The organism is Rhodospirillaceae bacterium, from assembly GCA_016712715.1.
GTDB lineage: Bacteria > Pseudomonadota > Alphaproteobacteria > Dongiales > Dongiaceae > Dongia.
The window spans coordinates 223,619-246,309 of the sequence record JADJQM010000001.1 but is presented as its reverse complement, the minus strand read 5'-3'; the positions used below and the strand labels follow the sequence as shown (position 1 = coordinate 246,309).

14 protein-coding genes and 3 pseudogenes are annotated in these 22,691 nt (G+C 63.4%); 4 read left to right on the top strand and 13 right to left on the bottom strand.

Annotated features, from left to right (window positions below; all coding sequences use genetic code 11):
* Positions 1–94: 94 nt before the first annotated feature.
* Positions 95–2,107, top strand: coding sequence for a molybdopterin-dependent oxidoreductase (locus IPK59_01260; GenBank protein ID MBK8157481.1), 2,013 nt, complete (start codon positions 95–97; stop codon positions 2,105–2,107).
* A gap of 1 nt (position 2,108) precedes the next feature.
* On the opposite strand, the pseudogene IPK59_01255 reads toward IPK59_01260, so the two are convergent.
* The 3 genes and pseudogenes from IPK59_01255 to IPK59_01245 all read right to left on the bottom strand — a co-directional run bounded on the left by IPK59_01255 (position 2,109) and on the right by IPK59_01245 (position 7,612).
* Positions 2,109–4,567, bottom strand: a pseudogene (locus tag IPK59_01255) (FAD-dependent oxidoreductase).
* Between the two features lie 10 nt (positions 4,568–4,577).
* Positions 4,578–5,453, bottom strand: coding sequence for a phosphotransferase family protein (locus IPK59_01250; protein ID MBK8157480.1), 876 nt, complete (start codon positions 5,451–5,453; stop codon positions 4,578–4,580).
* 257 nt (positions 5,454–5,710) lie between these two features.
* A complete protein-coding gene (locus IPK59_01245) occupies positions 5,711–7,612 on the bottom strand; it encodes a HAMP domain-containing protein (GenBank protein MBK8157479.1) in 1,902 nt (633 codons plus the stop codon).
* Between the two features lie 785 nt (positions 7,613–8,397).
* Between IPK59_01245 and IPK59_01240 the strand changes: the two genes are divergently transcribed.
* Both IPK59_01240 and gcvA read left to right on the top strand, forming a co-directional pair.
* Positions 8,398–8,577 carry a hypothetical protein gene (locus IPK59_01240; GenBank protein ID MBK8157478.1) on the top strand — a complete coding sequence of 60 codons (180 nt, stop codon included), beginning with the start codon at positions 8,398–8,400 and terminating at the stop codon, positions 8,575–8,577.
* Positions 8,578–8,781: 204 nt separating this feature from the next.
* Complete coding sequence (gene gcvA / locus IPK59_01235; GenBank protein ID MBK8157477.1) at positions 8,782–9,705, top strand: transcriptional regulator GcvA; 924 nt, start codon at positions 8,782–8,784, stop codon at positions 9,703–9,705.
* 1 nt (position 9,706) lies between these two features.
* Here the strand turns inward: gcvA and IPK59_01230 are convergent.
* The 10 genes and pseudogenes from IPK59_01230 to IPK59_01185 form a co-directional block, all read right to left on the bottom strand.
* Positions 9,707–11,223: pseudogene (locus tag IPK59_01230) on the bottom strand (GMC family oxidoreductase).
* A 93-nt stretch (positions 11,224–11,316) separates the two neighbouring features.
* A complete protein-coding gene (locus IPK59_01225; GenBank protein MBK8157476.1) occupies positions 11,317–12,225 on the bottom strand; it encodes an NAD(P)-dependent oxidoreductase in 909 nt (302 codons plus the stop codon).
* Between the two features lie 11 nt (positions 12,226–12,236).
* Positions 12,237–13,239, bottom strand: a pseudogene (locus IPK59_01220) (fumarylacetoacetate hydrolase).
* Between the two features lie 19 nt (positions 13,240–13,258).
* Entirely contained in the window at positions 13,259–14,218 is a 960-nt protein-coding gene (locus IPK59_01215) for an ABC transporter permease (GenBank protein ID MBK8157475.1), read from the bottom strand.
* On the bottom strand, positions 14,215–15,153 hold the full coding sequence (locus IPK59_01210) for an ABC transporter permease (GenBank protein MBK8157474.1): 939 nt from the start codon (positions 15,151–15,153) through the stop codon (positions 14,215–14,217). Before IPK59_01210 ends, IPK59_01215 begins: the two co-directional genes overlap by 4 nt.
* A 2-nt stretch (positions 15,154–15,155) precedes the next feature.
* Positions 15,156–16,628 (bottom strand): sugar ABC transporter ATP-binding protein, encoded by a 1,473-nt coding sequence (locus IPK59_01205; GenBank protein MBK8157473.1) that lies wholly within the window; start codon positions 16,626–16,628, stop codon positions 15,156–15,158.
* Positions 16,629–16,650: 22 nt separating this feature from the next.
* Positions 16,651–17,664, bottom strand: coding sequence for an ABC transporter substrate-binding protein (locus IPK59_01200; protein MBK8157472.1), 1,014 nt, complete (start codon positions 17,662–17,664; stop codon positions 16,651–16,653).
* A gap of 25 nt (positions 17,665–17,689) precedes the next feature.
* Positions 17,690–18,520, bottom strand: a complete 831-nt coding sequence (locus IPK59_01195) for a FadR family transcriptional regulator (GenBank protein ID MBK8157471.1) — start codon at positions 18,518–18,520, stop codon at positions 17,690–17,692.
* 209 nt (positions 18,521–18,729) lie between these two features.
* Complete coding sequence (locus IPK59_01190; GenBank protein ID MBK8157470.1) at positions 18,730–20,853, bottom strand: mechanosensitive ion channel family protein; 2,124 nt, start codon at positions 20,851–20,853, stop codon at positions 18,730–18,732.
* A 13-nt stretch (positions 20,854–20,866) separates the two neighbouring features.
* Positions 20,867–21,811 (bottom strand): LysR family transcriptional regulator, encoded by a 945-nt coding sequence (locus IPK59_01185; protein ID MBK8157469.1) that lies wholly within the window; start codon positions 21,809–21,811, stop codon positions 20,867–20,869.
* 144 nt (positions 21,812–21,955) lie between these two features.
* On the opposite strand from IPK59_01185, the gene IPK59_01180 reads away from it, so the two are divergent.
* Entirely contained in the window at positions 21,956–22,654 is a 699-nt protein-coding gene (locus IPK59_01180) for a pirin family protein (GenBank protein MBK8157468.1), read from the top strand.
* The last annotated feature ends 37 nt before the right edge of the window (positions 22,655–22,691 follow it).

The following is a 22,691-nucleotide window of genomic DNA, read 5'->3' as shown; positions in this document are numbered from 1 at the left end:
CTCCTCCAAAATCAGGTTGCGGCGCGACCAAGTCAAGCAACGCTATGCGAGTCCTGTTCACAATCGGCACTTGTCCCTCTAGACTGTGTCCATCATGACCCAGAAAACCATCATCAAGACCACCTGCCCGCGCGATTGCTATGACGCCTGCGGCATCGCCGTTGTGACCTCCGAGGACGGCCGCGTGAAAATCCTCGGCGATCCCGACCATGCGGTGAGCCGCGGCGCACTCTGCGGGAAATGCGCCATCGCCTATAACGGCGCCTATCTGGACCCAAAGGCGCGCCTCACCCAGCCGCTCCGCCGCACCGGCCCCAAGGGCAGCGGCCAGTACGCGCCGGTCAGCTGGGACGAAGCCATCAGAATCATTGCAGAACGGTTACAGCAAATCGTGGGCGAAAGCGGCCCGGAAGCCATCTGGCACACCCATTACACCGGCACCTGCTCAGCCATCGCCGGCGGCTTCCCGCAGCGCTTCTTCCACAAGCTCGGCGCCAGCGAAGTCGACCCCGACAGCATCTGCAACGCCGCCGGCCACGCGGCCATTGGCTATCTCTATGGCACATCCACTGACGGATTCGATCCGCGCATGGCCAAGGACGCGGTCTGTATCCTGGTCTGGGGCGCCAACCCGTCGGCGTCGGCCCCGCACCGCCACAAATACTGGCTCAAGGAAACGCCGGCCAAGGTGATCGTGGTCGATCCCGTGCGCCACGAGACGGCCGAACAGGCCGACCTTCACTTGCAGCCATTCCCGGGTTCCGATGCGGCGCTGGCCTACGGCCTCCTCCATGTGCTGGCGCGCGAGAAGCTCATCGACCGCGCCTTCATCGATGCCCACACGATCGGCTGGGACGAAATCGCCCCCACGATCGCCAAGGCCGATCCGGCCGCGACCGAGGCCGCGACCGGGGTGCCAGCTGCGGACATTATCGAAGCTGCAAGGCTCTATGGCAGCGGACCCGCGCTCCTGTGGCTGGGCCAGGGCCTGCAGCGCCAGCCCATGGGCGGCAACATCTTCCGCGCCATCGGCTTGCTGCCGGCCGCGACCGGCAACTTCGCCAAGCCCGGTGCCGGCCTCCTCTATCTCAACGGCGGCGCGCGGCGCGGCATCGACGGCGATTATCTCGACGCACCTTATCTGCGCACGAACGAGCGCCAGGTCGTGAGCCACATGGATCTGGTCGATTTGCTGCGCGACCGGAAGCGCGCCCGGTCGCTCTTCACCTGGAACATCAACATCGCCGCCTCCAACCCGCGCCAGGCGGACCTCCGCGCGGCGCTCCAGAGCGACGATCTGTTCCATGTCGCCATCGACCTCTTCCCGACCGACACGGTCGATCATGCCGACATCATCCTGCCCGCAGCCTCGTTCCTCGAATTCGACGATCTGGTCATGTCTTATTTCGACCTCACCGTCTCGCCCCAGGTGGCAGCACACGCACCGATCGGCGAAGCGCTCCCCAACCAGGAGATCTTCCGCCGCCTCGCCCAGGCCATGGGCTACAGGGACGCCGACCTGTTCGAGAGTGACGCCGCGATCCTCGATACCCTCGCCCGGCAATTGGGCCAGACGGATTTCGCGGCACTGAAAGCAAGCGGCACCGTCCAGCGCTGGGAAAAGCCGGTCCTGCAATTCCCTGACCTCAAATTCCCCACCCCTTCCGGCAAGATCGAGATCGCGAGCCAGGCCGCCGAGGAGGCCGGTTTCCCGCGCGTTCCCACCGCCGAGATCGACAGGAAGCCCACTGGCACGAAGCTGCGCCTCTTATCGCCGGCCTCGAAATGGCTGATGAACAGCTCCTATCACAACGACCCCAAGATCGCCGCCAAGCTTGGCCCGCAGCATGTCACGATGCATCCTGCTGACGCCGCCGCCCGCGGCCTCCTTGATGGCCAGCAGGTCCGCGTCTCAAATGCGACCGGCGCCATCGACATGGTGGTGGAACTGGCCGACACGCTGCCGCGCGGCGTGGCACTCGCCGCCAAGAGCCGCTGGCCAAAACTGGGCGGCCTCACGGTGAACGCCCTCAACCCCGGCACCAAGAGCGACATGGCCGAAAGCTCCAGCGTGCACGGGATCGAGGTGGAGATCGCCCGGCTATAGCTCAGACCTTCACCCGTTCCATCTTTGGATCGTAAAGCGGCTGCAGGCTGACCTTGGCCGGATAGCGCTGGCAGGCGATCTCCAGTTCATAGGTGCCGCTCAGCACATCCTCGGCGCTCACCCCGTTCTCGCGGTCGCGCACATAGCCGATGCCGATATTGGTGCCGAGCGTATAGCCATAGCCCCCAGACGCCAGCCAGCCGACCTGTTTGCCGTTGCGGAAGATCGTCTCCCGCCCCAGCAGCACGACGCTCTGGTCATCAACCGTGAAACAGGCCAGCAGCTTGGGCAGCTTCTTCGCAGCCATCGCTGTCAGCGCTTCGCGGCCCAGGAACGGCACGTTCTTCTTCAGCTTCACCGCCCAGCCCATACCGGCCTCGAGCGGCGAATGATCCGGCGTGATGTCCGACGACCAGGCGCGGTAGAATTTCTCCAGCCGCAGGCTCTCGATCGCCCGGTACCCGGCATTGGCAATGCCATGGGCTTGTCCCGCCGCCCACAAGGCATCATAGACCGCGACCATGGTCTCGACCGGAATGTGCAGCTCCCAGCCCAGCTCGCCCACATAGGTCACACGCAAGGCCCGCACGATGGCGCCACCAATGGCGATCTCCTGCGCCGTGCCGAAGGGAAAGGCCGCGTTCGAGACATCGCTGGGTGTCACCGCCGCCAGCACATCGCGCGCCTTCGGCCCCATGAGCGACAACACGCCATAGCCCGAGGTGACGTCGATCAACCTTGCATCCAGCCCCGCCGGGATATGCGACGCGATCCAGTGGAAGTCATGGGTCGCATAGCCGGTACCCGTCACAATGTAATAGGCATCCACCGCCACGCGCGTGACGGTCAGATCGCATTCGATGCCGCCGCGCTGGTTCAGCATCTGAGTGTAAATGATGGTGCCCGGCGCCTTCGCCACGTCGTTGCTCGCGATCCACGACAAGGCCGCTTCCGCATCGCGGCCGACCAGCATGAATTTCGCAAAGGAGGTCTGGTCGATGAGCACCACGCGTTCCCGCGCCGCCTTGTGCTCGGCCTCCACATGCTCGAACCAGTTCTGCCGCTCGTAGGAATACTCGTCCTTGGGTGCCACGCCCTTGGGCGCAAACCAGTTCGGCCGCTCCCAGCCGAGCTTCCAGCCGAACACGGCGCCCTGGTCCTTGAGCTTGGCGTAAAGCGGCGAGACACGAACCGGCCGCACGCTCTCCAGCTCCTCATGAGGCCAAGCCATCGAATAATGATGGGCATAGGCTTCCAGCGTCCGCGTCAGCACCCAGTTCTTGTCGCGGTGGACCGAGCCGAAGCGGCGGATATCGACCGGCCACAGATCCATCGGCGGCTCGCCGCCGGCGACCCATTCGGCGAGTGCGCGGCCCGCACCACCGCCCGAGGCGATGCCGAACGCGTTGAACCCGCCACCGACATAGAAACTCTTCACCTCCGGCGACTCACCCAGGATGAAGTTCCCGTCCGGGGTAAAGCTCTCCGGCCCGTTGATCATCTGCTTGACGCCGGCCGTCTCCAGCGACGGTACCCGCGCCAGGGCCTGCTCCATCAGCTGCCCGAAATGATCCCAATCATTGTCGAGGAGCTGGAACGCAAAATTCCCCGGCAGTGCAAAGCGATCTTTCCCCGGCAGCCACGGAATGGGGTTGTGCTCATAGCCACCCATCACCAGCCCGCCCACCTCTTCCTTGAAATAGATGAGCCGATCGGGGTCGCGCAGGGTCGGCAAATTCTTCGGCACGCCGGCCATCGCTTCCGTGACGATGTACTGATGCTGCACCGATTGCAGCGGCACGTTGACGCCGGCCAGCGCACCGATCTCACGCGCCCATTGCCCGCCGCAATTGACGATCACGTCGGCGGCAATCCGCCCCTTGTCGGTGACGACGGCAACAGCGCGGCCCTTCACCACCTCGATGCCGGTGACAGCCGTCTCCTCGACGATCTTCACTCCAGCCTGCCGCGCGCCCTTGGCCAGCGACTGCGCGATGTCGGCCGGATTGGCCTGCCCGTCGGTCGGCAGGAACGCCGCCCCCACCAGGTCGCCGATATCCATGATCGGCCACAGATCCTGTGCCTCTTTGGGGCTGAGCAGATGCATCTCCAGCCCGAAGGAATGCGCCGTCGTCGCCTGCCGCTTAATCTCGGTCATGCGCGCCTGGTTGCAGGCGAGCCGCAACCCGCCATTCATCTTCAAGCCGGTGGCAAGACCCGTTTCAGCTTCCAGCTTGTTGTAAAGCTCGACCGAATACTTCAGGAGCTGCGTGATGTTGGCCGAGGTGCGCAACTGCCCCACCAGCCCCGCCGCATGCCAGGTCGATCCGCTGGTGAGCTTGTGCCGCTCGACTAGCATCACATCCTTCCAGCCCAGCTTGGCGAGGTGATAGGCGGTGAACAGCCGATGATGCCGCCGCCGATGATGACGGCGCGTGCGGTAGTCGGGAAATCGCTCATGGAAAACTCCTCACATATTCCGGAAATCGCCGAGGGCGCGCTCGAAGCGCGCGAGATTCTCGGCGGTATAGGCGACGTAATCGAAATCCAGCGTCGAATGGATTTCGGAAATCATGCTCCACATGGTCTCGCGCAGCAGCGAGGCGCATTTCATCGCGTGATAGCGCCGCAGCAATTCAGCATCGGCCTTGCGCTCGAAATAGTCTTCGAGCAGCCGTATCTCGTCGGCAACCGCGACCTCGTTGTTGGAGCAGAGATTGGCCAGATCGAACAGCGGCGAATTGAAACCGGCATAATCCCAGTCGATCAGCCACAGCTTGGATCCGGCATCGATGAAATTGGTCGGCAGCAGGTCATTATGGCCATAGACGATCTCGACGGCGCCCACCGCCCGCTCCAGCTCCGCCGCGATCGCCAGCAGGCGCGGCAAGCTGGCCAGATGCCGGCTCTTCCCCGCTTCCAGCGAATGGCCATAATCGCGCAGCACGTGGAACACCCAGAAAATAAGCGCCGGCCCGGTGACATGCAGCGGCATCTCGCGGTGGCATTTGCGGATGAGCGGCAGGATGCGCGCCAGCATCGCGGGCTTTCGCACATCTTCGGCACTGAGCGTCTTGCCCTCGACGAACTCGAACACCAGGGCGCCGGGCTCGGCATGCACCACCTTGGGCGACAGGCCGCAATCCGCCGCCGCCCGGCTCGCCGCGAGCTCGTTGAACCGCATCACGCCATGAACCGGAATGTCGTCGCCGATGCGCACGAAATAGCGCCGGCCGGAATCCTCGACGCGGAAATTGGCGTTGGTGATCCCGCCCTTGATGATCTCAGGCTGTACCTTGCCCGACCAACAGGTCAGGGCTTCCACCCGCGCCATCGCCTCCCGCATTTCCCGCCCCCTCGAAGTCCTTTTGCCCTCATCATTCGCCATTGATCGGGCTCAAAGTCAACAAGGAAAGCGCACTGTTTGTTGATTTAATGTTGTAATTTGCGAGAACCGCAACCTGCCGGCCCCGTTCGCTCATCCGCAAACGACAACGGCCGGCATCTTGTGCCGGCCGCTTCCGCGATTCTCGTCTTTCCGGACAGGGGCGAGGCTCGCCGGAACGGGGTATCTAGGCCAGGATGGAGGGCAACGCCCTGATGCTAAAGCACCCGGACATTCTGCAGGAAGCCCTTCACCAGCTGGTCGAGCTCCGCCGATTGCCTGGCAAGCGCGCCGGCCGAAACTCGCACCGTCGTCGCTGCCTCATTGCTGGCCTGCGCCGCGTCATTGACCACCGAGATGTTCTGGGTCACGTCATCGGTTCCCCTGGCGGCTTCTTCGACATTGCGCGCGATTTCGCGCGTCGCCGCCGTCTGCTCCTCGACCGCAGCGGCAATGGTCGCGGAAATTTCATGACTGCGCTTGATGGTCTGCGAGATCTGCTGAATGGCATTCACCGCCGTGTTCGTGGAACTTTGCACATCGCCGATCTGCTGGCCGATTTCCTCGGTGGCCCGCCCGGTCTGCTGCGCCAGATTCTTTACCTCGCTCGCCACCACCGCGAAGCCACGCCCCGCTTCGCCGGCGCGTGCAGCCTCGATCGTGGCATTCAAGGCCAGCAGATTGGTCTGGTTGGCAATGTCCTGGATTAGCGTCACCACCTGACCGATCCGGTCCGTTGCGGCCGCAAGGCCGGTTACCACGGCGCTGGTGCGCTCTGCCTCGCTCACCGCTTCCTCGGCGACCCGCGTCGACATCGTTACCTGGCTGCCGATTTCGCCGATCGAGGCATTCAACTCCTCGGTGGCCGCGGCCACGGTCTGGACGTTGGCCGACGCTTCATTGGCGCCGGCTGAGACCGCCTGGGCCCCGGAACTGACGGACTGCGCGGATTCCGCCATGGATTGCGCCGTCCGCTCCATTTCGGCCACGGCCTGGTTGACGGTGCCAAGCGCCGCCGCGACGTCGCGGTCGAAACTGCGCGTCAGTTCCTGCATCTTCTCGCCGCGTTCCACCTGTAGCCGCTGCGCATCCGCCTGTTCCTTGGCCAAGCGTTGCGATTCCAGCATGGAATTCTTGAACACCTCCACGCTCTGCGCCATCTGGCCGATTTCGTTCTTGTAGTCAGTGGCAGGAATCGACGTGTCCTGCCGCCCGCTCGACAAGGCGAGCATTGCCTTGGTCATGGCAGCGATCGGTCGAACGATCCGTGTACCGATCAGGGCGGCAACGCCGACCGCGAGCGTGGCGATGATCACTATGGAGATGAGAATGATGTTCTTGGTCTGCGCGCTGAATTCCTCAGCACGCTTGCTCCCGGCGACGAACTGCTCGTTGATCTTGTCGATCATCGCGGTCACCACCGGATCGACCTTCGAGAATGTCTCCGACAGGGACTTTTCATCCTGGATGAGGCTGAGCCGCGTGCTGGCGACTGACGCGAAATCCTTGCCATACGCGGTCATCAGCACCGCGATCTGCTCCTTATCCGCCGGCGGAACTGCGGTCAGTTCCAGATCGGCGATAAAATCCGCCGACGCCTTGGCATGGGCCTCGACATATTTGGGGTCGAGCCGCAGCAGGAAATCCTTTTCCACGCGGCGCAGCATCAGCATCGAAATGGTCAGCTTGTCGAGCGAGAGGGCCTTCAGCTTCTCTTCGACATCATGAACCGACTTGCGCAGCTTGGCGCGCAGTCCCAACTCGTCGTTGAGGCCGATGGCAATCCAATCGCCCGTCGTGGTGGCAAAAGCGGATTTGTACGAATCGACCCCGGTACGGATTTCCGTGATGGTGCCGGCATAGGTCCCGTCAGAATCCGCTGCCTGGAGCTCATCCAGATGATCGGTGATGCTGACCATGACCTCGGCATGTTGAGATATGTATTTTTCATCGAGGCGCAGCAGGAAGTCTTTTTCGCGCCGACGCGCATTCAGGAACTCGTATCTCAGGTCCTGGGCAATGACATAGATGTTCGTCGCCTCATTCGCCTTGGCTTGCTCCCCGCCGCGCGCGCCGTCGGCAATGAGATAGGCCGTCAGAATGACCAGAAACCCGACCAATGCTACAAGACTTACAAGTAAAATTTGTCAGAGAATCTTGAACGATTTGAAAACACTCATCGGGAAGACATCCTTGCTCGGTCACTGCGGGGCCTTCCGAAGGGAACTGCTCCAGTCCGCTCCGAGAAGAATCCAATAAAAATACTTATTATATATTAATGACTTAGTAAGGACGACAAACCTAGATATCACATCTATCAGGCCTCGCCTGGAGGCATTCCAGCCTAAGTCCTCCATTCATTCCTTTTCTCCCGGTGAAGTAGGATTATTCTGCTGTTCTATGATCTTCTCAACATCGATCTACTGTTGCGGGCATCCTGCGATTTGCGTGAGCATAACTTAGGCTATCGTCGACCTATTCTCGTTTGTCGGACTGACGCTCCCTGACTAGGTTTCATCGAGCCGATGACATCGCATCGGCTGGTTCGATCGACGGACCCGCGGCATTTGATGGGAGCAGCTTGCACCGCGATACCAAAGCTAAAGCGCCACGACGGAAGTCGTGGGTTCCCCTTGTGACAGGAGCACCCGATATGAAGGCCGAGCGCCCGACATTTCCCAAAACCCGACTCTGTTGCAGCCGCGGAACCTGTTGTTGATCAGACTGTTGTCTGGCCTATCGCGAAGCATGTCGCTTCATCTTGCTGTCATCGATACCGGTTAAAAGCCCGAGCCTGAAGCCGGTAAGGAGGTTTCCCGTGACCGACATTTCCGTGTCCAATTCGTCTGGATCCAACGTCACCCAGTCCAACATTTCCATCAGTCGTTCCGCCGCCAACGAAAATATCCCAGCCTTTGCGATCGAGGTCGGCGACGTTTCTGCCGGCCTGGCGCTACGGGAACGCGGCGGCTTCTCCTTTGTCGCTTCCGATCCCCGCTTTCGCACCCTCGACGGCAGCCGCTTCCGGCGGCTCAACCAGCTGGAAGAAGCTGCCCGCAATCTGGCCCGGGCGACCGGCATTTAGCCGGCAGGGACATTTCATTCCGCGCGCAACAGCGCGGGTCTCCGGACCCGCGCTGTTTCCGCATGCTGTGCGACAGCGCTCTAACTGACTGTTATAAATCGGGAAATTCACCTGCGGTGCGATCGCCGAGAAATCGCGCTTGACAGGACTCTTTATACCTAACTAATTTGATAGAGATAATGTTGTAAGCGGGATGAGGGTTCTATGTCCGGGAAAACACGCCGCCTGCCACCGCTCAATTCGCTGCGGGCCTTTGCCGCCGCCGCCGAGCGTCTCAGCTTTGCCGCCGCCGCCGAAGATCTGCATGTGACCCCGTCCGCGGTCAGCCTGCAGATCCGCCAGTTGGAGGACCAGCTTGGCCTGCCCGTCTTCGTGCGCACGAGCCGCGGCTTGCAGCTCACCAATGAAGGCAAGGCGATCCTTCCCGGCATTCTCGAAGGCTTCGACCAGCTCCGCATGGCCATTTCCCTGCTGGCGCCACAGGGCGAGGAGAATGTGCTGACCCTCTCCGTCGCCCCCTCCTTCGCCGCCAAATGGCTGTCGCCGCGCCTTGATGCCTTCGCGCAGGCATATCCCAACATCGACATCCGCATTCTCGCCACCGACCAGCTCGTTGATTTCGCGGTCGATGATGTCGACATCGCCATCCGCTATGGCAGCGGCATCTATCCGGGCCTCACCGCCGACCATCTGCTGGCTGAACGCGTCTTCCCGGTCTGCGCGCCGCATTTGCTTGCCGGTGCCGCCGCCGACCATGCTCTCGAACTGCTGCGCAGCCAGACCCTGCTGCATGACGACAGCCCCGACCAAGACAAGACCTGCCCGGACTGGCGCATGTGGCTGCGCGCGGCGCGCCTCAGCGGCGTCGACTGGCGCCGTGGCCCTCGCTTCAATCAATCGAGCCTGGTGCTGGAGGCAGCCGTCGCCAGCCGCGGCATCGCACTTGCCAAGGCGACGCTCGCAGCGGCCGACCTTGCCGCCGGCCGCATCGTGAAACTGGCCGAAATCGATCAGCCGGTCGAGTTCGCCTATTACCTGGTCTATCCCGCCGAACGCCGCCAGAGCGCCAAATGCAACGCCTTCCGCGACTGGGTCATGGCCGAGGCGAAGGCGACCGCCACCGCGTGATCTAGCTCAGCTTATCCGTCAGGATCATCTCAGACCCTTTCTCGGCGATCATGATGACCGGCGAATTGGTGTTGCCCGACGTTATGGTCGGCATGATCGAGGCATCCACCACGCGCAGGCCGCCAAGGCCATACACCCGCAGCCGCGCATCCACAACCGCCATCGGGTCAGAGCCCATCCGCGCCGTGCCCACCGGGTGAAAGATCGTGGTGCCGATATCACCGGCCAAACGCGCGAGCGCCGCATCGTCGATATGTTCGGCACCCGGCTTGAATTCGCTGGGTGCAAAGGGCGCCATCGCCCGGGTCGCCATCAGGCGGCGGGCATGGCGGATCGATTCCGCCGCCACCAGCCGATCGGCATCGGCCGACAGGTAATTGGGATCGATCGCCGGCATGATCGTGGGATCGGCCGAGGTCACGCGCACCTGCCCCCGGCTTTCCGGCCGCAGATTGCAGACCGACATGGTGATCGCCGGAAAGCGGTGCAGCGGCTGGCCGAACGCATCCAGCGACAAGGGCTGCACGTGATATTCAAGGTTCGCCGTGGCAAGGCTCGGATCTGATTTCGCGAAGATGCCGAGCTGGCTCGGCGCCATGGTCATCGGTCCGCGCCGCCGCAGCAGATAATCCGCCGCGATCTTCGCCTTGCCGATGAGGCTGCCAGCCATCTGGTTGAGCGTCATGGCACCGCTGATCTTGAAGATCGTCCGGATCTGCAGATGGTCCTGCAAGTTGCCGCCCACCCCGGCAACTCGTGTACAACATCAATGCCGACGCCGCGCAGATGCTCCGCATTCCCGATGCCCGACAATTGCAGGGATCTGCGGCGACCCGATGGCACCCGCCGCCAGGATCACCTCGCCCGCCGCAAGCACCCGCGCTGGCACACCTTCCACCCGGCACTCGAGACCGATCACGCGCTTCCCCTCCAGCGTCAGCCGCTCGACCGTGACGCCGGTCATCACCTTCAAATTCGGTCGGTGCAGCACCGGTCGCAGGAAGGCCTTCGCCGTGTTCCAGCGCACCCCGCGCTTCTGGTTCACCTGGAAATAGGACGAGCCTTCATTGTCGCCGCGGTTGAAATCCTCGATCTTCGGGATGCCCAGTTCCGCCGCCGCCTCGCGCACTGCATCGAGGATGCTCCACTGGATGCGCGGCTGCTCGACCCGCCATTCGCCGTCACCGCCATGGAAGCCCGCCTCCGGCGCATAATGATGCTGTGACTTGATGAAATAGGGCAGCACATCGTCCCACGCCCAGCCGGCATTGCCGAGCTGCCGCCAGCCGTCATAATCCTGCGCCTGTCCGCGCATATAGATCATGCCGTTGATCGAGGACGATCCCCCAGCACTTTCCCGCGCGGATAATGCAGCGCACGACCGTTGAGGCCCGCCTGCGGCACGGTCTTCAATCCCCAATCCGTCCGGGGATTGTTCATGCAATAGAGATAGCCGACCGGGATGTGGATCCAGATATAATCGTCCTTGCCGCCGGCCTCCAGCAGCAGCACGCGCATCTTCGGATCGGCCGAGAGGCGGTTGGCGAGCACGCAGCCGGCCGACCCCGCGCCGACGATGACGTAATCCCAATCCCCAGGTCGCGCCGCAAGCTATTTCCCCTTGGCGAACGCCTTGTCGCTGAGGTCGGTAATCAGATCGATCACTTCCGGCACATAATGCTGACCGAGCCCAGCTCCGTTCGCCATGCTGTAGAGCTGGTGAATGGCCGAGGCGACAAAAGCCGTCATCGGCAAGGCTTCCGCCATCTGCAGGAAATAGCGCACATCCTTCTGCGCATTGGCGATGGCAAATTGCAGCTGCGTGTTGTCGCCGTCGATCTGATAGGCCGCCAACCGCTGGAACATGACGCTGTTGGCGCCACCCGCGGTCACGATCTGCCTGAGCGCGTTGAGGTCGACGCCGGATTTCTTGGCGGTGGCCAGCGCCTCCGCCGTCACCGCGGCATAGCCCAGCGACAACATGTTGTTGATAAGCTTCGCCTTGTGCGCGGCACCCACACCACCGCAATAGACGATCGTATCGGCAAAACATTCCAGCACCGGATTGATCTCCGCCAGTGTCGCCTTGTCGCCGCCGGTCATGAGACCGAGCTTGCCGGCCTCCGCTTCCTTGGGTGTCCTGGTCATCGGAATATCGACGAAACGCCCACCCTTGGCCGCGATCTCGGCGGCGAGCTGGATGCTCGATTCCGGCTGCGCCGTCGTCGCATCGGCGATGATCGTGCCGGGTTTCAACCCGGCGATGAGGCCATCAGCCTTGCGCACAATCTCTTCCATCTGCAGCGAATTGCCGACCACCGTGATCACCATATCGCAATTGGCGGCGAGCTCCTTGGGGCTCTTTTTGCTTCCTTGCGCCCTTGGCGAGGAGGTCGTCGACCGGCTGCCGGTTGCGATGCGCCAGCACCGAGAGCTTGAAGCCCTTGGCGAGATATTCTTGCCGATGCCATGGCCCATGAGGCCGACACCGATGAGGCCGACATGTTCGATCTTCGCCATCTTGCAGCTCCCTACTTGCGCGCCAGCAACCCGCGCTGGGCCAGATTTTCCATGAGCGCCCCGGTCCCGAAGGTCCACGGCGCCACCTCGTTCGTGTAGCGCACCCGGTTGACCAGCGCGCCCAGCTGCGGCGTCGCAATGGTCACAATATCGCCGATCTTGTGCGTGAAGCCCATGCCCGGCGCGTTGCGATCCTTGACGGGGGCGAACATGGTGCCGACATAAAGCACCAGCCCATCCGGGTACTGATGGTTCTTGCTGAGCGTCTGGCCGGCAAGATCCGTCACGTCGCGGCTGATCTGGTTCATCGAGGATTTGTCCCGTCGCCCCGACGATCTCGCCGCGCGGGTTGATCACCAGCACGATTTCAGGCTCGGGATTGTTCCAGCTCGATTCCGGATGGATGCCGACATCGGCCCCCGTCCCCACCGCCGACATCGGCTGCGACTTGGTGAACACCTCGGCATAAGGCCCGATGCCGACCTCGAGATATTGCGACCACATGCCCCGTTCGATCAGCGCCTGCTTCAGCTTCTCTGCTTCCGCCGATCCCGGCTTGATGCGCCGGAGATCGCCGCCGATCTCCTTGGCGATCACCTGGCGGATGCCCTCGGCGGCGGTGGGATCCCCCTTGGCCCGCTCCTCGATCACCCGTTCCAGCATGCTGGCCGCGAACGTCACGCCACACGCCTTGATCGCCTGCAGATCCGTGGGCGCCAGCAGATAAGGCTTACCCGCATAGCGCCCATCGGGCGGCGTGTTGGCCAAGCAATCATCGAGGCTGCACAGCACCGGCGCCTTCTGCGCCGCCATCCGCACCGCCGCCACCGGATCGGCCTCGGCCAGCAGCCTCGACATGGTGGCGAAACTGCCCGAAAGATCCTTGAGATCCTTGCCGCTTACCAGCACCACGCTGGGCCCGGCGGGATTGCCCGGCACCCAGGCGCGACCGATGAGCGTGCCGGCGCTGCCGTCGACCGGCAACACATTGGCGGAAGTGAGCGTGATTTCCATCAGCAGATCCTGTCTTTCCCTAGCGCTTCTGTTCGCCGCTGCCGGCCAGCGTGATAACACCGATGATGATCAACCCGGTCATGATCAGGCGCAAGCCGGCACTGGCGCCAAAGGTGTTGAGCATCGTGACCAGCAGATAGAGGAACAGCGCCGCTCCCCAGATGCCCGGCACATTGGCGCGCCCGCCGGCGACCGAGGTGCCGCCGATCACCACCACGGCGATCGAGGCCAGCAGATATTCCTCGCCCATGTTGAGCGACGAGCCGCCCGAAAAGCCCGAGAGCAGCAGCCCGCTGAGGCCAGCCAGCATCGCGCTCAAGCAATAGGTGATGAGCCGCGTACGCTCGACCGGGATGCCAGCGAGCCAGGCTGCGCGCATATTCTGCCCCACCGCCAGCACCGAGCGGCCGTAGAAGCTGCGCGCCAGCACCACGCCCATCACGGCTGTGAACACCATGCCGCCAATGGCAAGGATCGGCACCCCGCCCACCTCCGCCGTGGTGAATTCGGCCAAAGCCGGCGGCGGCTTGATGCGCAACCCGCGGCCATAGGCGATGGCGGTCGACTGCACCAGGAAGCTGGCCGACAAGGTCGCGATGATCGGCGGAATGCGCAGCAGGCGGATGAGCCCGTAATTGAAGAGCCCCACCAACAGCCCGATCCCCAGCGCCACGGCGAGGCCCGTGAGGATCATGCCGTCCTGCGTGTCCATGATCTTGGTCGTGACCGCCCCTGCCAGCGCCATGGTGGCCGGGATCGAGAGATCGACATTGCCCGGCCCGGTGGTGATGACGAACATCTGCCCGGTGCCGACGATGATGGTGAAGGTCGCAAACGACAAGGCCGCCGTCAGCATCTGCCCGCCGCCATGGCCGCCGGTAAAGAGGATGGTGGCGATCCACACGGCGGCCGTCGCGATGAACGACCAGATCCAGGCCCGCGTGCGCAGGTAATAAAGCGTGCTGCCGACCGACCTCATCGCCGTTCTCCCCGGCTGATGAGCGCGCGCAAGGCCAGCACGATGATGAGGATGGCGCCCTGCGCCCCGATCTGCCAATCGGGCGAGATGCGCAGGAAGATGAGGAACGAGCCGGTGAGCGTCAGCGTCAAGGCACCCAGCACCGCCCCCATCGGCGAGACGCGGCCACCCACGAATTCCGCACCGCCCAATATGGCGCCGGCGATCGAATAGAGCGTGTAGCGGTCGGCGATATGCGCATCGCCCGAAGTGGTGAGGCCGATGAGCGAGAGCCCCGACAGCACGCCGAAGAAACCAGCCAGCGCAAACATCGCCATCTTGATATGGAGCATGGACCAGCCGGCCCGTGCCAGCGCCTTCGGATTGCCACCCGCCCCGCGCAGCACGGCGCCATAGGAGGAATGCATGAGCCCCGCCTGCACGATGAGCGCAATCACCACAGCGGCCACGATCGGGAACGGCACGGCCGGCACTTTGAGCGCCATCAGCGCCTTGATGACATCGGGCGACTTGCCGCCCGGCGTCGGCAGGATGAGCACCGCGATCCCCAGCCAGACAAAGGACATGCCCAGCGGCACCACGATCGACGGCAGGGCGCGGAGATGGATGAGCGCCCCCATGCCCGCATAAACCACGATGCAGCCGGCCAGCATCAGGAGGCCGAGGATCGGCGTGTCATGGAGATAGGTGGCACCGATGCAGGCGACCAATCCCACGAAGGCGCCGATCGAGAGATCGAGATCGTTGACCGTGATGACGAACATCTGTGCGAGCGTCGCCAGTGCGATCGGCACGGCATATTGCAGCATCAGATTGAGGCCGAAATAGCTCATCGCATTGGGCTGGATGATGAAGATGGCAATAAGCAGCACGCCCAAAGACAGGGCCGGCAAAGCGCTACGCAACAACTGCGCGTTCAGGAAGGCTGGCAGCATCGTCACGCCGCCTCATGAAACGAGGCGCGCAGCACGCGCTCTTCGGTCAACTCGGATCGCGGTATGTCATCGACGATCTGTCCGTTGCGAAACACATAGACATGGTCGCAATTGCTCAATTCCTCGATCTCCGTCGTGTACCACAGGAAGGTCCGGCCACCCTGCGCCTCCGCCTTTACCTGTTCATAGACCTCGAGCTTGGTGCCGACATCGACGCCGCGCATCGGATCGTCCATCAGCACGATCTCGGCATCCGAGCCCAGCGCGCGGGCGAACAAGGCCTTCTGCTGGTTGCCGCCCGAGAGCGACAGGATGTTGTGGTCCATGTCCGGCGTCTTGATGCGCATGCGCTGGTGCCAGCTCTCCGCCATCGCGCGCGCGGCGTCGCGGTCGATCAGCAGGCGCTTCACCAGGCGACCCAGCGACCCCACCGTGATGTTCTCGGCAATCGACCAGAGCGGAAAGATACCGTCGCTCTGCCGGTCGCCCGCGATGAGCGCCACGGGGGCCGCGACCTTGGTCTCGGTGTAGCGCTTCTTCGCATTCGAAAAGATCTGCAGCAGCATGCGCGTCTGCCCATGCCCGGCCAATCCAGCGAGGCCGACGATCTCGCCCTTATGGGCGATGAGCTTCCGGTCATCCATCTGCGCCGCCGGGCGCGCATCGATCATCGCGGTACCGGATTTGCGGAATCCGGGCGCCGATATCTGCTGCTCGGATTTCGCCGCAGCGACCGTGCCCATCGCCGCCACCAGGGAATCCCTGGTGAACGCATCGGCGGCCCGTGCCGCGACCACACCGCCATCCTTCATCACCACGATGCGGCTCGATGCCCCCAGCACCTCGCCCAGCATGTGGGAAATGAGAATGACGCTGAGCCCGCTTTGCACCTCGCGGCGCACGAAGCCCAGCAATTGTTCCGCCGTCACCGCATCCAGCGACGAGGTGGGCTCGTCGAGGATGACGAGGCGCAAGGGCGCATCGGTCACCGTAAAGGCGCGGGCGATCTCCACCATCTGGCGCCGACCGATCGGCAGGTCACCCACGATATCGCCGGCCAGAATGTCGTGGCCCGGGAAAATCTCGTCAAGCTTGTCCTGGATGAGCTTCGCCGCCCGCTTCTTCCAGCCGAACCCCTTGAGATTGCGATGGAAGATGCGCGCATTCTCGGCCACTGTCAGGTTCGGGCACAGCGACAATTCCTGGAACACACAGCGAATGCCGTGATGATGCGCCACCACCACGGAATAGTTATCGGAGAGATCGACACCGCCCACGGCGATGCTGCCCCGGTCCGGGACAAGGGTGCCGGCAAGTGCGCCCATCAAGGTCGACTTGCCGGCCCCGTTATGCCCGACCAGTCCCAGGCACTCGCGCGGCCGCACCGTGAGATCGACGCCGGCTAAAGCGCGCACAGCGCCATAGCTCTTGGCGACGCCCGCCAGATTGACGATCTCTCCGGTGGTCTCGGTCATGCGCGTGCCCAAGGTAACAGTCTTACTTGCCTGCGATCACTTTCTGCGAATCCTCGAGCGAGTATTCGACATTGGCGACGCCGCCCTTTTCCGTGGTCTCCAGGCTCTTCTCAAGATCCGCCTGGTTGATCTGCAGGAACGGGACGGTCAGATCCTTCGGCACTTCCTTGCCATCGAGAATCTGCTGTGCCACCCAGAAAGCGAGCGTCGAGACGCCGGGCGCGATCGAGACCGACATGGTCTCATAGCCGTTGGCATCCTTCTGCTCCTTCCACCAGGCAAGCTCGTCCTGGCGGTTACCCATGATGATGAGCGGCGTCGGGCGGCCGGCGGCCTTGAACGCCTGGGCGGCGCCATAGCCGTCACCACCCTGCGTCACCACGGCCTTCACCTCGGGGAGCGACGGCAGCAAGCCGGCAACCGCCTTCTGCGCCACTTCCTGCGCCCAGTCGCCATGGACCGAGCCCACGACCTTGAACTGGCTGTGCTTGGCGACACCGGCTTCGATGCCCGAATGGATGGCATCGTCGACGAACACGCCGGCGAGGCCCCGGATCTCGAGGAGATTGCCGCCGTCCGGCATGCGCTCGGCGAGGTAATCGAGCTGGATGGCGCCCATCTGCTTGAAGTCGACGGCGATGCGCCAGGCGCAGGGCTCGGTCACGATGCCGTCGAACGAGACAACGATGATGCCGGCATCGCAGGCCTGCTTCACGGCGCCGTTGAGGGCGTCGGGCGAGGCCGCGTTGATGACGATGGCGTTATAGCCCTGCAGGATCAGGTTCTGGATCTGCGCGGCCTGTTCCGTCACCTGGTTCTCGGACGTCGTGAAGGCCGAGGCCTCGGCGACGATGCCGTCCTTGACGGCCTGGCCGGTGACTTTTTCCCAGCTCTTCAACATCGCCTGGCGCCAGGAATTGCCGGCATAGTTGTTGGACAAGGCGATCTTGGCGCTGGTGGTGTCCGCCAGCGCGGAGCCGGCACTCAAGGCTAGGCCAATGGCCGCGACCGACAGCAGTTTTACGCGAAAGCTCATATCATTCCTCCACATACTTTGTTGGTCATCTGTTTCGCCCCGGAACCATGACCGGCGAGATGACTGCGCCGGTCCTGAAGAAATCCTCAACCCAGCAGTCCCGGCGCCGCCGTCTCGCTGAGTGCCGCGTCGCGCTTCTGCATGAACTCCTCGATAACGCCCCACGCCTCATCGAGCAGCAACTGCATCGCCTGGCGGGCGGCACTGGCATCGCGGATCTCGATCGCCCGCAGAACCTCGCGGTGGCGCGGCAGCGATCCGTGCGCGCGCCCTCGATCTGGCTGGCGAGCTTGAAGCTGAACAGCAGAGCGGATTCGATCACATGGCCGGTCGAGGCGATGAAGGGATTGCCGGTCGCCTCCAGGACACCCTGGTGAAAGCGCAGATCGTGGACGAAATGCTCCTGCGTATCCTCCGGCGAGGCTTCCATGCCGGCATAGGACGAGGCGATCTGCGCCACCTGCGCCGGACTTGCCCGCAGGGCCGCCAGCGCCGCCGCCTCTGGCTCCAGGACCCGCCGCATTTCCGACAGATGGATCGCATACTGCTCCGCCTCGCGCGAGGCAAAGCTCCAGGTCATGATGTCTGGGTCCAGCATGTTCCACTGCTCGCGACCGCGCACGCGGGTACCGATCTTGGGGCGCGGGTCCACCAGCCCCTTGGCTGCCAGCACCTTGATCGCCTCGCGCATCACCGGGCGGCTCACTTTGAACTCGTCGGACAGGGCGTTTTCACTGGGCAGGATGTCGCCCGGCATGAACTCGCCGCGCAGAATCCGCTCGCCGACTTCATGCAGGATCTGGTTGTGAACGGTGCGACGCAGAAACGGCCGACCGGGCTCGCGCTTGATGAGCACGCTTGTCTCCTCCCATGACAGATACCGATCTGTCGCCATCGCCCTTGTGACGATGACGTGACCGGGAGCGAAACTCGTTTTTGGCAGGCGCGAAGGCGTCGCTCCGCCTCGGCCATTTTTTGTCCTCCCATATGTCTTATTGCCCCAGCGCCCATGACAGTGTCAAGCCATCGCGCGCGCTGATACCAACGTCGCACGCACCGTAGCTGTCACGCCTCCTTCGGCGCGGCGCTGGCAAGGTCCAGCACCTGCTTTGCGGCGGCCGATGTCACATGTTCGCCGCCACCCGCGACCTGCACGGTGGGCTGCGCGAAATTGATGCCGTTCTCGTTGAAGGTCTTCCGGATCAAGGCCAGCGCCTTCCGCCGGATCACGAATTGCTCACCCGGCTTGGTCATCATCTTCATGCGGATCTGGATCGCATAGTCGCCGAACTGTTCGACACCCTGCATCTTCATCGGCTCCAGGATATTCGGTCCATATTCCGGATCGGCGGCGAGTTGCTTGCCCACCTCCTTGATCAGTTTGCGCGCCTTCTCCAGGTCGGTGTCATAGGTAACACCGATGGTCAACTTGTCGATCACCCAGTCGCGGCTCATGTTCTGTACGGCGCCCAACTCGCCGAACGGTACGGTATAGAGCGGCCCGCGATGATGCCGCAGCTTGACCGACCGCAGGCTGAAGGACTCGACCGTCCCCTTATAGCTGCCGCTCTGGATGTACTCGCCGATGCGAAAGGCGTCATCCAGCAGGAAGAACATGCCGCTGATCACGTCCTTGACCAGCGTCTGCGCACCGAAGCCGACCGCGACGCCGACCACGCCGGCACCGGCGATGAGCGGCCCGATCTCGATCCCCATGGAGGAGAGAACCATCAGGACCGCGATCACCAGGATGATCACGAACAGAATGTTGCGCAGGATCGGCAGCAAGGTGCGCAAGCGGGCCTGTTTGCGCACCGCCTCGCTGTCGACGGGCCCGCTACCGGCCGGGACGGTCAGTTTGGAATCGATGAGGGCGCGGACAAAATGCCACAGGAACTCCGCCACCAGCGCGATCACGATGGCGCTCAGCAACCCACGCACGATGCGGGTGCTGATATTGTCCTGCATGGTCATGGCGACCAGGTCGATATGCCAGGCCTTGGCCAGCAGCAAGGCCGCCGCGATGATGAGGAGCGCGCGCAAGCCGCGTTCAAGACACACCTCCGCCACACCGGGTGCGCTGCCGGCGGCACTGGCCGCACCCGCCGGGCGCAGGATGTGATTGACCGCGCGCTTGACCCCCGTGATCGCCGCCGGCAATGCCACAACCGCCACGAACAGCCAGAAGCTTGGCATCGCGGACGCGACCCACAGCAGCCACAGGGCAATAAAATAGGCCGTCACCAGCCAATTTATCAGGCGCCGGTGTTCCTGGGGTGGCGTGAGGTCCGGGTGCAGCGAGGAAGGCGGCCGCCGCCAACAGGCCTCGATGCCGATCGCCAGCAGCATCAGCCCCAGCAGATAGGCGATGAAACCGCGCGCGCCGATGGACAGGCCCAGCGTGCCCAGCAGCCCCACTGTCACCCAGCCGATGGCCAGCCAGCCGATGGCGACAGCGATGCGGCGATACCAGAACCAGGCGGCTGCCGTGTTCATCGGCACCAGTCGAAAACGCTCGCCCCCCGGCGCCAGCACGAAGCGGCCGAACACCAGCGCGATGCGCAGCACCAGTATCGCGCTGAGATAGCCCAGCACGATCTCGCGCAGCAGTGGCGGCCAGGTGAAGATGAGAAAGGCGCCGACACTGCCAATTGAAAAGGCGATCACCAACCCCAGGCCGAAGCACAGGCGGATGCCGGCGGCGCGCAGGCGATCGCCGACCGTGTCGAGCGGCACGGTCACGATCCAGTTCTGCAGGTTCCGTGTCGCCCGCCGGAACAGCCATTCGACGAACAGGCCCAGTGCCAGGAAGCCGATGATCAGCGACAGGATCCGGATGATGCCGCGATCCTCGAACTCGACCATCAGGATGTCGCGGGCACGGGCGAACTCACCAGGCAATTGCGGCACGGCAACGATCAGGTTCGTAAAATGCAGGCGGATGTCAGCCAGCCGCTTGTCCATAAAGCTGCTGGGTGACATCTCGACGCCGCTCGGGGCGACGCCGGCGGCTGGCGCCTTCTGCGCTGCCACCCAGTCGCGGATCACTGGATCATCGAGCAATCGCAGCAATTCCTGCACCTGCGGCGGTGCCTCGGTCGCCGGCGCGGCGACCGACTGGGCAAGCGCCGGGACGGCGCCAAGCAATCCCGTTATCAGGCAGAGCAGCACGATCAGCCGGTGCAACATGGCGAGTCCTTTGTCACGCTGAGGCACGCATGCTGCCCGTTTTTCCGTCCCAAGCCCAGGGGGCTTTCGCAAAGCGCCGCGTCAGGAAATCGATCAGCACCTCGACCCGCGCCGGGCGGATGCCGCTGGGCGGCGTCACCAGATTGAGCGAGATGGGACGCGGCGCCCATTCCGGCAGCGCCACCTCCAGCATGCCGGTGGCAAGATCGCGCCAGACCAGGAATTCGGGCTGCAGTGCCAGGCCGAGGCCTGCATGGAGCGCCGGCATCAGCGCATCGGCGTTGTTGACCCGGAGCGGCGAACGCACCGTGACCGTGTAATCGCCCTGCTCCGCATGGAAGAACTGCCAGGCATCGCGCGAGCGGCCCAGCGTATAGAACAGCGCCTGATGCGCGCCGAGATCCTGCGGATGCTGCGGATAACCATGCTGCCGGAAGTAGCCGGGCGATCCCACCAGCAGGATGCGCACCTCGCAGAGCCGCCGCGCGATGAGCGATGAATCGACCAGCGTCGCGATGCGCAAGGCAAGATCGTAATTGTCGCTCACCAGATCGATCTGGCTGTCGCTGAAGTTGAGCTCGATCTGGATATCGGGATAAAGCGCGAAGAAGTCCGGCAGGGCCGGGGCCAGATGCGCTATGCCGAACGACATCGGGGCTGCCATGCGCACGAGGCCCGATGGCGCCAGCGACCGCGCGCCGACATCGGCTTCGAGGGCCAACCCGTCAGCCAGAATCCGCTCCGCCCGCTCAACCGCGAGCCGCCCGCTCTCGGTCAAGGACAGCCGGCGCGAGGTGCGGTGGAACAGCGGCGTCAGCAGCATCTCCTCCAGCCGCGTGATGGCTTTCGACACCGTCGCCTTCGAGAGACCGAGGTCCTCCGCAGCCCGCGAGAAGGACCCCATATAGGCGACCTTGGCAAAGATCGCCCAGGCTTCAAAATCGGGAATGCGGCGCATCGCTCGTCCGGGACTGTGTGACCCATTAGATCAATATCAGAAACAATAGGTTTCGTTAATTTCTATTTTAATGCCGATCAATATCCCCCATCTTCTCGTCATTATCCCCCGAAAACACGACAATATCCCCCAAGGATTGACATCATGATCGACCTTCGCCCCCTCGCCTCCCTCGGTGCCGCCAACCACGGCTGGCTCGACGCCAAGCACCATTTCTCGTTCGCGAACTACTATGACCCGGCCCGCATGGGCTGGGGGGCGCTGCGCGTCTGGAACGACGACACCATCGCCGCCAACAGTGGTTTCCCGGCCCATGGCCATGCCGACATGGAGATCGTCACTTATGTCCGCGAAGGCGCCATCACGCATCAGGATAACCAAGGAAATCAAGGCCGTACCGTGGCTGGCGACGTCCAGGTGATGAGTGCCGGCACCGGCATCCGGCACTCGGAATACAATCTGGAAAGCACCACCACGCGCATTTTCCAGATCTGGATCCTGCCCAACCAGCGGGGTGCGGCACCCGCCTGGGGCGCCAAACCCTTCCCCAAAGCCGACCGGTCTGGCCGCTTCGTGACGCTGGCCAGCGGGTATGAGACCGACACGGACGCCCTCCCGATCCGGGCCGACGCGAGGGTCCTGGGCGCCAGTTTGAAGGCCGGCGAAACGGCGGAATACGCCCTGGGCGACCAGCGCTTCGGCTACCTCGTCCCCTCCAAGGGTGTCGTAAATGTCAATGGAATCAAGGTCTCAACCCGCGACGGTGCGGCCATCCAGCACGAGCCGGTCATCCAGGTGACCGCCCTCGAAGACGCCGAACTGGTGATGGTGGATACCGCTTGATCTAGCTCAACACGGCGGCCGGTCCCGGCAAGCAGAG

Coding starts and splice junctions, on each gene's coding strand:
- IPK59_01260 (MBK8157481.1), top strand. CDS start 95: ATGACCCAGAAAACCATCATCAAGACCACCTGCCCGCGCGATTGCTAT.
- IPK59_01250 (MBK8157480.1), bottom strand. CDS start 5,453: ATGCGGGAGGCGATGGCGCGGGTGGAAGCCCTGACCTGTTGGTCGGGC.
- gcvA (MBK8157477.1), top strand. CDS start 8,782: ATGTCCGGGAAAACACGCCGCCTGCCACCGCTCAATTCGCTGCGGGCC.
- IPK59_01225 (MBK8157476.1), bottom strand. CDS start 12,225: ATGGCGAAGATCGAACATGTCGGCCTCATCGGTGTCGGCCTCATGGGC.
- IPK59_01215 (MBK8157475.1), bottom strand. CDS start 14,218: ATGAGGTCGGTCGGCAGCACGCTTTATTACCTGCGCACGCGGGCCTGG.
- IPK59_01210 (MBK8157474.1), bottom strand. CDS start 15,153: ATGCTGCCAGCCTTCCTGAACGCGCAGTTGTTGCGTAGCGCTTTGCCG.
- IPK59_01205 (MBK8157473.1), bottom strand. CDS start 16,628: ATGACCGAGACCACCGGAGAGATCGTCAATCTGGCGGGCGTCGCCAAG.
- IPK59_01200 (MBK8157472.1), bottom strand. CDS start 17,664: ATGAGCTTTCGCGTAAAACTGCTGTCGGTCGCGGCCATTGGCCTAGCC.
- IPK59_01190 (MBK8157470.1), bottom strand. CDS start 20,853: ATGTTGCACCGGCTGATCGTGCTGCTCTGCCTGATAACGGGATTGCTT.
- IPK59_01185 (MBK8157469.1), bottom strand. CDS start 21,811: ATGCGCCGCATTCCCGATTTTGAAGCCTGGGCGATCTTTGCCAAGGTC.
- IPK59_01180 (MBK8157468.1), top strand. CDS start 21,956: ATGATCGACCTTCGCCCCCTCGCCTCCCTCGGTGCCGCCAACCACGGC.